The 2,441-nt window shown below is 50.1% G+C and carries 2 protein-coding genes; both read left to right on the forward strand.

Going from position 1 to position 2,441, the window contains the following annotated elements; genetic code table 11:
* Nucleotides 1-265, forward strand: a 265-nt coding sequence (locus tag ACFQJD_RS19315) for a hypothetical protein (protein ID WP_379800647.1), incomplete at its 5' end; no start/stop codon positions are given.
* Between the two features lie 212 nt (nt 266-477).
* Nucleotides 478-1,338 (forward strand): restriction endonuclease, encoded by an 861-nt coding sequence (locus ACFQJD_RS19320; protein WP_379800649.1) that lies wholly within the window; start codon nt 478-480, stop codon nt 1,336-1,338.
* The last annotated feature ends 1,103 nt before the right edge of the window (nt 1,339-2,441 follow it).

Genomic DNA, 2,441 nt, shown 5'->3' on the forward strand with positions numbered 1-2,441 from the left:
TATTCTCGTTTCAGCGACTGCATCCGAGCCGGACTTCCTCCAGGCTGAAGACGAGTTTATCCTGAACCCGAATCGGCTGACGGTTGCTATGTCACGAATGCAGTACAAACTCATCGTTGTCGCGAGCAAAGAGGTGTTCAGATTGATCCCGCAGGACGCTGATGTCTACGAGCAAGCAGACCTCTGGAAGCGGTTATACGGTCATATGGATGCCCTCGATGCAACACCAGCATGGGAGGACCGTCGAGGAGTTGTCCCCTCCTGACTTCGATATCGGCTTCATGTTCGATTCTGAGGCCTCGCTCCAGGTATATTACCCTACGTAGTCAGCCTTCGGTTGATACGCTCGTCAGTCCCAGATATCCTTCTTCTGATCCTTCATCTAAGCTAAATCTTTATGTAGATTCAATGTATGACTGAGAGGCTGAGAGAGACACCATGACATCGGAGCCGTCTCTATTGCGTCATTTACGCGCAATGGATAACTATGCTTTTGAAATGCTCATCGCTGATGTCTGGGAAGGATTCGGATATGATACCACTGTTTCCCAGGAATCTAACGATAAGGGTCTCGATGTCATGGCAATACATCGAGAGACTGGCGAGCGGGTAGCGATCCAAGCAAAATGCTACGCAGGATCGAATAGAATCGGTCGACCGGCTGTACAACAGTACTCAAGCCTCTATCAGCAGGAAAACGCTGACAGAGTCTATATCGTCTCAACTGGTTACTACACAGACACCGCCATCGAATCTGGTCGAGAACTCGGCGTCGGACTGATTACTGGAATCGATCTTTGCCGAGAAATTGCTGACTTAGAGCACGGCGATGATTACACAGTATTATCTCAATCGGAATGCTCCAAGCCGTCGACGTTGGGGAAAGATCCACGCTCAAAGTCCTTCACACTTCGCGTAGTCGTCGCCTTACTTGGTGGTATCTATCTCCTCGGCGGCTACGGTGCGATCGCAGCAGCTACATCCATTCCGATGATTTCGCAGCTCCACCCGCTATTCGCGTTCTTTAGCATGGGAACCAACCCCGGATTCGGACTGATATTTCTGAGTGTCCTGGCGATCGGCTTTGTGCTACTCAAATGGGCCTCTCTTTGGCGATGGAAGGTTGCTGGAGTTTTGATTCCAGCGTCGTGGTTCGCGGTCGCTATGGCTGGAACTATGGAGTCTAATCCAGCATTCTGGATTCAAGCCACTATACTCTCAGTGGCTTTTCTATCGCCCATAATTGTCCCAGCGATGTTCTCATTCAGGGCTCACCACTGGATCCTTCGTGGTCTAAGAGCTGTGTACCATAGAGTCTACCTTCAGCCCCGATGTTGAGATCCACTATTCTACAAGAGACGATCTCTTACCGAAGAATACGCCATTTCGGGTTCATTGCTGGGCGCTTGTAGCAAATACCTGGATCATGTGCTGAGCCCTGCTTGACGAGATCCTCTGGCGATTTGTCGAGCCCGTCTGAATACAGGGCACCAACGCCACTTCCTGAAGATAAATCCTCGTCAGCGGCATACTGTTCCATGAATCGCCACATGAGTCGTAAGGTCGTTTCTGAGGAGGCATACTCGTGTTTTGGCACTTGACCGTGTCGTGCTCCCTTCTTCCGGCCGCTGCTTGTGAAGAGATCGAACTTGAACTTGTCTTTGACACGAGCATCGTCGTACAGGCGACCAAATTGTGCATTGCCAGTCGCTAAGGCGAAGACATCGGGTTGGTAGATAGTTCCATTAACAGTGTACTCTTCATGGCCACGTTCGAACCGACGCCAGTAACGAACGGTTTGATTGCACCATCATAGATGGCCGTTCCATCATTGCCAATCTTCACTTCATAGGCAACAGTCGGCCAATCAGTGTGTTTAACCAGAAGATCCGGTTTCTCTGCTGTCTGGAGAGAAGCGAACGTCGTTCGTCCATAGGACTCTTCTTTTTCCCAATAGACATTCGCTCCAGGATTCGAACCACTCGGTAAGTCGAAGTTTCGTTTGATCTTCAAAAGGAATCTCGGAATTAGGATTGGGAGTCCATCCATCTGCAATATGCCCCCTCATGGCTGCAAAAGAAGAGAAACATATGACTGGGCATAGGATTAGCGGCTCTAACTCGAAATCATGGGTGACCTAAACCGTAGTCTTCGTGGCTCCACCCTTATGCGGAAAACAATGCGTTACATGGATGAGCCGCGTGAACTGGTCGCTGCTCTTCTGCGGATTACGGCTGCACTCACCGCCGTCGTCCTAATCGCGCACGCAGTGTCTGCTACAACAGAGCGCAGCTCGCCGTCAAGCCATACGTTGTTGGCTTCGTTTGGCCGTGAAGATTCTCGAAGGCCGCAAACACTACGGGTTACAGATCGACCTCTCCGATTGTATCCTATATGACATCTTTCATCGAATTTGGATATATTGGTAAACATCTCGAATG

The organism is Haloplanus sp. GCM10025708 (assembly GCF_042663985.1).
GTDB lineage: Archaea > Halobacteriota > Halobacteria > Halobacteriales > Haloferacaceae > Salinirarus > Salinirarus marinus.

What these genes read in the sequence shown, in the direction of transcription:
- ACFQJD_RS19320 (WP_379800649.1), top strand. Translation starts at nt 478, where the DNA reads ATGGATAACTATGCTTTTGAAATGCTCATCGCTGATGTCTGGGAAGGA.